This window comes from Mycobacterium asiaticum, from assembly GCF_001668675.1.
GTDB classification, from domain to species: Bacteria; Actinomycetota; Actinomycetes; order Mycobacteriales; family Mycobacteriaceae; genus Mycobacterium; species Mycobacterium asiaticum_D.
The window spans coordinates 48,251-56,952 of the sequence record NZ_LZKQ01000324.1; the positions used below are offsets into that span (position 1 = coordinate 48,251).

An 8,702-nucleotide genomic window follows, 5' to 3' on the forward strand; every position below is an offset into this window, starting at 1 on the left:
GGTACCGCTGGTCTCGTTTACGGGGCCTCAGCGCTGGGATGGCGGTAGCAAGCGGGCGAGCGCGGGCACCAGCACTCGTTGGTATCCCGAACCCGTCAACCGAACCGCGATGTCCAAGACCTTGGCGTCGGCTCCGACCAGCACCCGGGCCTTGTTCTTACGCACCGCGCCCAGGATTATTTGGGCCGCCCGTTCGGGGCTGGTGTGGGCCATTTTTTTGTCGAACGCTTTGGCCATCTCCGCCGGATCAAGCCCCTCGACGGCAGTGGCATTGCGTGCGATAGCCGTTTTGATGCCGCCCGGGTGCACCGTGGTCACACCGACCGGATGGCCGGCCGCGATCATTTCCTGCCGCAGGGCCTCGGTGAAGCCGCGTACGGCGAACTTGGCGGCGTTGTACGCCGCCTGTCCCGGCACCGAGAACAAGCCGAAGACGCTCGAGATATTGGTGACGTGTCCGTCGCCGGACTCGATCAGATACGGCAGAAACGCCTTGGTCCCGTTCAGCACGCCACCCCAGTCGACGTCCATCACCCGATCGATGTCCTTGAAGTGGCAGAGCTCGATGTCGCCGCTATGGGCGATGCCGGCGTTGTTGTAGATCTGGTTCACCTTGCCGAAGTGCTGGTTCACCGCGTCGGCGTAGGCGACGAAGGATTCGCGCTCGGTGACGTCGAGCCGGTCCGCCTTGACCGGTGCACCGATTGCCTTGAGCTTCTCCTCGGTCTCCTTGAGCCCTTCGGTGTCGACGTCGCTGATGGCCAGGCTGGCGCCGGAGCGGCCCAGCTCGATGGCCAGCGCCCGTCCGATGCCTGATCCGGCGCCGGTGACCACCGCGACCTTTCCGGCGAAACCCTCCATGAGCACTCTCCCTCGTCTCGCGTCTCGCGATCGAGGCTAGTCGGTGCCTCGGCGGTGCCGGGCTCGGCCGTCTTCAGCTCGCGAGGGTGCGCTCAATGCCACGCAACGCGGCGTGTCGCTGTGCAGACACGCGCGCTCGCGGACCCTAGGAGGCTAAGCGGGGTCAGCGAAAGCGGTGTCGAGGATCTCCTGCTGCTCGACCGCGTGCACCTTCGACGAACCCGACGACGGCGCCGACATCGCGCGCCGGGAGATCCGCTTGATCCCGCTCAGCTTGTCGGGCAGCACCTCGGGCAGGGTGAGTCCCAGCGTCGGCCACGCGCCCTGATTGGCCGGTTCCTCCTGCACCCAGAAGTACTGCTTGACGTTGTCGTAGCGGTCCAGCGTCTCGTCCAGCCGGCGCCGCGGCAGCGGCGCGAGCTGTTCCAGGCGCACGATCGCAATGTCGTCCCGCTTTTCCTTGGCCTTGCGGGCCGCCAGCTCGTAGTAGATCTTGCCGCTGGTCAACAGGATCCGGGTGACCTTGCTGCGGTCGCCGTCGCCCTCGTCGTAGGTGGGCTCCTCGATCACCGAGCGGAACTTCATCTCGGTGAACTCCTTGATGTCGCTCACCGCGGCCTTGTTGCGCAGCATCGACTTCGGGGTGAAGACGATCAGCGGCCGCATCACGCCGTCCATGGCATGCCGGCGCAACAGGTGGAAATAGTTGGCCGGCGTCGAGGGCATCGCGATTGTCATTGAGCCCTCGGCCCACAGCTGCAGAAACCGCTCGATGCGGCCGGAGGTGTGGTCGGGACCTTGCCCCTCGTGCCCGTGCGGCAACAGCAGCACGACGGTGGACAACTGGCCCCACTTTGCCTCTCCGGAGCTGATGAACTCGTCGATGATCGACTGCGCGCCGTTGACGAAGTCGCCAAACTGCGCCTCCCACAGCACCACGGCGTCCGGATTGCCCACCGTGTAGCCGTATTCGAAGCCCACGGCCGCGTATTCCGATAACGGCGAGTCGTAGACCAGGAACTTGCCGCCGGTCGGGCTGCCGTCCTTGTTGACCGCCAGCAGCTGCAGTGGGGTGAACTCCGCGCCGGTGTTCCGGTCGATGATCACCGAGTGCCGCTGCGAGAAGGTGCCGCGGCGGGTGTCCTGCCCGGAGAACCGGACCAGCTTGCCCTCCGCGACCAGCGAGCCGAGTGCCAGCAGCTCGCCGAACGCCCAGTCGATCTTGCCCTCGTAGGCCATCTCCCGGCGCTTGTCCAGCACCGGCTGGACGCGCGAGTGCGCGGTGAACCCTTCGGGGAGCGCCTGGAAGGCATCGCCGATCCGGGCCAGCAACGCCTTGTCCACCGAGGTGTCCAGGCCCGCGGGGATCATCTGGTCGGCTTCCACCGATGTGCTGGGCCCGACGCCGTGCTTCTCCAGCTCCCGGACCTCGTTGAAGACCTGTTCCAGCTGGCCCTGGTAGTCGCGCAGGGCGTCCTCGGCTTCTTTGAGCGAGATGTCACCGCGGCCGATCAGGGCTTCGGTGTAGCTCTTGCGGACCCCGCGCTTGTTGTCGACGACGTCGTACATGTAGGGGTTCGTCATCGACGGGTCGTCGCCCTCGTTGTGCCCACGCCGGCGGTAGCACAGCATGTCGATGACGACGTCCTTCTTGAACCGCTGCCGGAAGTCCACGGCCAGCTTCGCCACCCACACGCACGCCTCGGGGTCGTCGCCGTTGACGTGGAAGATCGGGGCGCCGATCATCTTGGCCACGTCGGTGCAGTACTCGCTGGACCGGGAGTACTCCGGAGCGGTGGTGAAGCCGATCTGGTTGTTGACGATGATGTGGATGGTGCCGCCCACGCGGTAGCCGGGCAGGTTGGCCAGGTTCAGCGTCTCGGCGACCACACCCTGGCCGGCGAACGCGGCGTCGCCGTGCAGCATCAGCGGCACGACCGAGAAGGCCTTCGCCTCGTCGGTGTCGTCGGAGCCGTGGTTGAGCAGGTCCTGCTTGGCTCGCACCAGGCCTTCCAGCACTGGGTCAACGGCTTCCAGGTGCGACGGGTTGGCGGTCAGCGACACCTGAATGTCGTTGTCGCCGAACATCTGTAGGTACACGCCGGTCGCGCCCAGGTGGTACTTCACGTCGCCGGAGCCGTGCGCCTGCGACGGGTTCAGGTTGCCCTCGAACTCACTGAAGATCTGTGAGTAGGGCTTGCCGACGATGTTGGCCAGCACGTTGAGCCGGCCGCGGTGCGGCATGCCGATCACCACTTCGTCCAGGCCGTGCTCGGCGCACTGGTCGATCGCGGCGTCCATCATCGGGATGACGCTCTCCGCGCCTTCCAGCGAGAACCGCTTCTGCCCAACGTATTTGGTCTGCAGAAAGGTTTCGAAGGCTTCCGCGGCGTTGAGCCGGCTCAGGATGTACTTCTGTTGCGCCACAGTCGGTTTGACGTGCTTGGTCTCGACCCGCTCCTCCAGCCAGCGCAGCTGTTCGGGGTCGAGGATGTGGGTGTACTCCACACCGATGTGGCGGCAGTAGGCGTCGCGCAGCAGTCCCAGCACGTCGCGCAGCTTTTTGTACTCGGCCCCGGCGAAGCCGTTGACCTTGAACACCCGGTCCAGATCCCACAGGGTCAGCCCGTGGGTGAGCACCTCGAGATCGGGGTGGCTGCGGAAGCGTGTCTTGTCCAGGCGCAGCGGGTCGGTGTCGGCCATCAGGTGGCCGCGGTTGCGGTACGCCGCGATCAGGTTCATCACGCGGGCGTTCTTGTCGACGATGGAGTCCGGGTTGTCGGTGCTCCAGCGAACCGGCAGGTACGGGATGCTCAGCTCACGGAAGATCTCGTCCCAGAACCCGTCCGAGAGCAGCATCTCGTGGATGGTGCGCAGGAAGTCACCCGATTCCGCGCCCTGGATTATCCGGTGGTCGTAGGTCGACGTCAGCGTGATCAGCTTGCCGATTCCGAGTTCGGCGATCCGCTCCTCGCTGGCCCCCTGGAACTCGGCCGGGTACTCCATGGCGCCGACACCGATGATTGCGCCCTGCCCGGCCATCAGCCGCGGCACCGAGTGCACGGTTCCGATGGTCCCGGGGTTGGTCAGCGAAATCGTCACGCCGCCAAAGTCTTCAGCGGTCAGCTTGCCATCGCGGGCGCGGCGCACGATGTCTTCGTAGGCGGAGACGAACTCGGCGAACCGCAGCTCTTCACACCGCTTGATGCCGGCCACCACCAGCGAGCGCTTGCCGTCCTTGCCCTGCAGGTCGATCGCCAGGCCCAGATTGGTGTGCGCCGGGGTGACCGCGTTCGGCTTTCCGTCCACCTCGGCGAAGTGCCGGTTCATGTTCGGGAATTTCTTGACCGCCTGCACCAGCGCGTAGCCAAGCAGGTGGGTGAACGAGATCTTGCCGCCACGAGTCCGCTTGAGCTGGTTGTTGATGACGATCCGGTTGTCGATCAGCAGCTTGGCCGGAATGGCTCGCACACTGGTCGCCGTCGGCACATCCAGCGAGGCCGACATGTTCTTGACGACCGCCGCTGCCGCGCCGCGCAACACCTGCGCCTCGTCGCCCTCGGCGGGCGGGGGAGTGGGCGCCTTGGCAGGCTTTGCCGCCGGCTCGGGAGCTCCGTTTCCGGCCGCGGTCGACTTGGCCGGTTTGACGGGGTCCGGCGGCGCGGGCTTCTCAGCAACGGCGGCCGCCGCGGGCTTCGGGGCCGGCTCTGCCTTGGGGGCGGGCTTGGATTCGATCTGCCCCGAGTCGCCGCCCGGTTCGGGGTTGTAGTCGACCAAGAACTCGTGCCAGCTCGGGTCGACCGACGAGGGGTCGTCGCGGAACTTGCGGTACATCTCCTCGACCAGCCACTCGTTTTGCCCGAATGGTGAACTTATGTTGGCCACGGCCGCTGTTCGCCTCAATTCTTCTGTTCGTCTCAAGTCCTGCAATCCCGAAACCGGGGCGCGCCTCACACCGTCAGTTCGGACCCATAAAGGCTAGCGCTTCGACCGCCGTTCGCCAGCAAGACCAACTAGCTGGCGTCCTGCACGCTGGGCAGCAGGTGGAGGGTGACCGGCCAGCGTGCCGGCGCCGGGCCGAACGCGGATTGGGCGTTGCGCAGCAGCCGCTTGCCGACCATGCGGTTTCCGATCGCGCCGATGATCGCTCCGATGCCGGCCGGCATCAGCTTGCCGAACATCAGTGCACCGCGCTTGAGGGCGAAGCGCTTGACGAAGTACTTGAACATCCGGGTGTTCAGCTTGGAGACCGCGGGCAGCGGCAGCGAAGCCATGCTTTCCGACACCCAGCCGCCAGTGGTGCGCCCGCCGCCGATCAGTTCGGCCACCGCCGTCTTGCTGTTGTCGCCGACCAGCACCGCCAGGATCAGCGCGCGGCGCCGCTCCCGATGATCGAGGGGGACGCCGTACACCGAAGCCAGCGCCAGCACGAACAGCGCGGTGGCTTCCAGGAACACCGCGGTCTCACCGGCGGCCGCGGACAATGCGGCCACCGTGCCGATACCGGGCAACGTCGCGGTGGCGCCGACCGCGGCGCCGCTGGCGGTCACCACGTGCAGGAAACGCTTCTCCAGCTTGCCGACGATCTCGGCCGGGCTGGCCGCGGGGTGCGCGCGGCGCAACCGCGCCACATAGGCCTCGGCGGCTGGGCCCTGAATGCGCGAACTGCGTTCGATGACCTGCGCCAACGCCCGGGTCGACCGTTTGGGCTTGCCGTTGCCGCCGGCCTCCTGCGAGTCGGGTAGCGACTTGTTTCGTCGAGCGCTCATGGTGCCTCTCTTGGGGATGGCTTCTCTTCAGGCTAACGCGCGTCCAGCAAAATTCGTGCCAGCCCGAAGGCCTTCACCCAACCCGGCCTTGACGGCGCTTCTTCACGGCCAAGGAGCGCGGCCGATGAGCAAACGGGAATAATGCGTGCGGTGCGGTACATGAGCAGTCGGGCGGCCGGTGACGGCCTCGCCGGGAAGCCGTGGGCCGCGCTCTGGGCGATGATGCTCGGCTTTTTCATGATCATGCTCGACTCGACCATCGTCGCCGTTGCCAATCCGACGATCATGACCGCGCTGCGGATCGATTACAGCACCGTGGTCTGGGTGACCAGCGCCTATTTGCTGGGGTATGCCGTGGTGCTGCTGGTCGCAGGGCGGCTGGGTGACCGGTTCGGTCCGAAGAACCTGTACCTGATCGGGCTGGTGGTCTTCACCCTCGCGTCGGTGTGGTGCGGGCTGTCGGGCAGCGCAGGCATGCTGATCGCGGCCCGGGTCGTGCAGGGCATCGGCGCGGGAGTCCTTACCCCGCAGACTTTGTCGACGATCACCCGGATCTTCCCGGCGCAACGCCGCGGGTCGGCAATGAGCATGTGGGGAGCCACCGCTGGTGTCGCCAGCCTGGTCGGGCCGTTGGCCGGTGGTTTGCTGGTGGACAGCCTGGGCTGGCAGTGGATCTTCTTCGTCAACGTGCCGGTGGGCGTCATCGCGTTGGCTTTGGCTATCTGGCTGGTCCCGGAACTGCCGGTGCGCGCCCAGCGTTTCGATCTGATCGGCGTCGCCCTGTCGGGGGCGGGCATGTTCCTTCTCGTGTTCGGCCTGCAGGAAGGTCAGTCGGCCGACTGGGCGCCGTGGATCTGGGCGGTGCTCGTCGCCGGCGCCGGCTTCATGTCGGTGTTCATCTACTGGCAGGCGGTCAACCACCGGGCGCCGCTGGTCCCGCTCAACATGTTTCGCGACCGGGATTTCAGCCTGTGCAACATCGGGGTTGGCATCATCTCGTTCGCGTCGACGGCGATGATGCTGCCGCTGACCTTCTACGCCCAGTCGGTGTGCGGGCTGTCGCCCACCCGTTCGGCGCTGCTGTTGGCGCCGGTGGCGATCAGCAGTGGTCTGCTCGCGCCCTTGGTCGGTTTGATCATCGACAAGACTCACCCGGTGCCGGTGCTGGGTTTCGGATTCTCGGCGCTGGCCGTCTCGATGACCTGGCTGTCGTTCGAATTGGAGCCCGGCACGCCGGTCTGGCGGCTGGTCCTGCCCTTCATCACGCTGGGTGTGGGCATGGCTTTCGTCTGGTCGCCGCTGGCCGCCACCGCGACCCGCAACCTGCCACCGGAGCAGGCCGGCGCGGGGTCGGGGGTGTACAACGCCACCCGGCAGCTGGGCGCGGTGCTTGGCAGCGCCGGCATGGCCGCCTTCATGACGGCGCGCATCAGCGCGGAGATGCCGCCCGGAGCGGCCACCTCAGCCACCTCGGCAAGTGAGGACGCGGGCCTGCAACTGCCGGAGTTCCTGCGCGAGCCGTTCTCGGCCGCGATGGCGCAGTCGATGCTGTTGCCGGCGTTCATCGCGCTGTTCGGGGTCGTCGCCGCGCTGTTCTTGGTCGGCGCGCTGGGATCCGCGGACAACCTGGCCGGTTATGCGCTCGGTGCGGACCCGGATGACGGCTACGACGATGACGAATACGTCGAATACATCCTGGAACGCGACCCGGCCGCCGGTTCTGCGCTGCCCGAAGCCGCGGACGACGACCCGGTGGTGGCGCGGGTCCGCTACGCGCGCGTCGCCGCCGCCGTGCCGACCCGGCGCACCGCGCTCTCCGATCCGATCAGGCCGGCCCATAACGGCTCGCCCTTGCATGACGAGCCGCAGTATCGCCGGATCGGGGGCTACCACGGGCAGCCGGATCCCGACGAATCCGACGGCTGGCACTGGTCGGGCTGACTTCGCCTTTACTCGGTCAGCGCGAGGAACGCGCCCAGGTCGACCAGACCCGCCGGGGTAGCGGGCAGGTATTGGGTCAGCAGCTCCGATCGCACGATCACCGCCGCATACTGTGCCCGGCTGATCGCGACATTGAGCCGGTTTCGGTTGAGCAGGAACGAGATTCCGCGCGGTACATCCTCGATTGACGAAGCCGTCATGGAAATGAACACCACTGGCGCCTGTCCGCCCTGAAACTTGTCCACGGTGCCGACGCGGACGCCGTTCAGGTTGGCCGAGGACAGTTGGTCTCGGATCCGCTTCACCTGCGCGTTGTAGGGCGCCAGCACCATAATGTCCGAAGTTTTCAGCGGCCGGGTGCCCTTCTCGTCGGTCCACGGGCGGTTGAGAATCCGCTCGATCTCGGTCGCGATGGCGACCGCCTCTTCGGGGCTCTCGATCGAATTCGCCTGGTGACGAACGGAAAGCACCTGCACCCCAGCCTGATACCCGGCCAGGTGGCGGGCCGCGGTCTGGGCGGCGTGGGAATGCAACCTGCCCTCATACGAGAGCGCCGACACCGCGGCACACACATCGGGATGCATCCGGTAGGAGCGGTCCAGGAAGTACCCGCGTTCGTCGGGCAGTGTGCGTTGACCGTCGACCAGCCACGCCAATGCGGAGATGTCGACCGGTTCGGGGTGGGTGCCTTGGCTCACCTGAGGTAACTGCTGCGGGTCACCCAGCAACAGCAGGTTGCGCGCGGCGGGGGCCACCGCGATGGTGTTGGCCAGACAGAACTGGCCCGCTTCGTCGATCACCAGCAGGTCCAGGCTACCCGGCGGTACCCGGGCACCGTTGGCGAAATCCCAAGCGGTGCCACCGATTACGCAGCCAGCATGGTCGGCGATGAAGGCCTGATAGGCGGTGTGGTCGATCTGCTGCCAGCGCACAGTGGCCTGATCACCGCCCTTTTTGGCGACGACCGCCGGGTCCAGGCCGGCCTCGATCACGCAGCCCAGAACGTTCTCGACCACCGCGTGCGACTGTGCGACCACACCGACGCGCCAGGAATGGGCGGTGACCAGGCGGTTGATCACCCGGGCGGCGGTGTGCGTCTTGCCGGTGCCGGGTGGTCCGTGCACCGCCAGG

Annotated in this window: 5 protein-coding genes; 1 reads left to right on the forward strand and 4 read right to left on the reverse strand. The window is 66.7% G+C overall.

The genetic code is table 11. The features are described 5' to 3' along the window. Positions 1-27 precede the first annotated feature (27 nt). From A9X01_RS26705 to A9X01_RS26715, 3 genes are all read right to left on the reverse strand, one after another. Complete coding sequence (locus tag A9X01_RS26705; RefSeq protein ID WP_065123585.1) at positions 28-861, reverse strand: SDR family NAD(P)-dependent oxidoreductase; 834 nt, start codon at positions 859-861, stop codon at positions 28-30. A 153-nt stretch (positions 862-1,014) separates the two neighbouring features. Further along, positions 1,015-4,746, reverse strand: a complete 3,732-nt coding sequence (locus tag A9X01_RS26710) for a multifunctional oxoglutarate decarboxylase/oxoglutarate dehydrogenase thiamine pyrophosphate-binding subunit/dihydrolipoyllysine-residue succinyltransferase subunit (RefSeq protein WP_065123586.1) — start codon at positions 4,744-4,746, stop codon at positions 1,015-1,017. A gap of 128 nt (positions 4,747-4,874) precedes the next feature. Continuing rightward, positions 4,875-5,630 (reverse strand): hypothetical protein, encoded by a 756-nt coding sequence (locus A9X01_RS26715; protein WP_065123587.1) that lies wholly within the window; start codon positions 5,628-5,630, stop codon positions 4,875-4,877. Positions 5,631-5,789: 159 nt separating this feature from the next. On the opposite strand from A9X01_RS26715, the gene A9X01_RS26720 reads away from it, so the two are divergent. After that, positions 5,790-7,571, forward strand: coding sequence for a DHA2 family efflux MFS transporter permease subunit (locus tag A9X01_RS26720; RefSeq protein ID WP_253849409.1), 1,782 nt, complete (start codon positions 5,790-5,792; stop codon positions 7,569-7,571). An 8-nt stretch (positions 7,572-7,579) separates the two neighbouring features. Here the strand turns inward: A9X01_RS26720 and A9X01_RS26725 are convergent. After that, on the reverse strand, positions 7,580-8,702 hold a 1,123-nt coding region (locus tag A9X01_RS26725), incomplete at its 5' end, for an AAA domain-containing protein (RefSeq protein WP_155772307.1).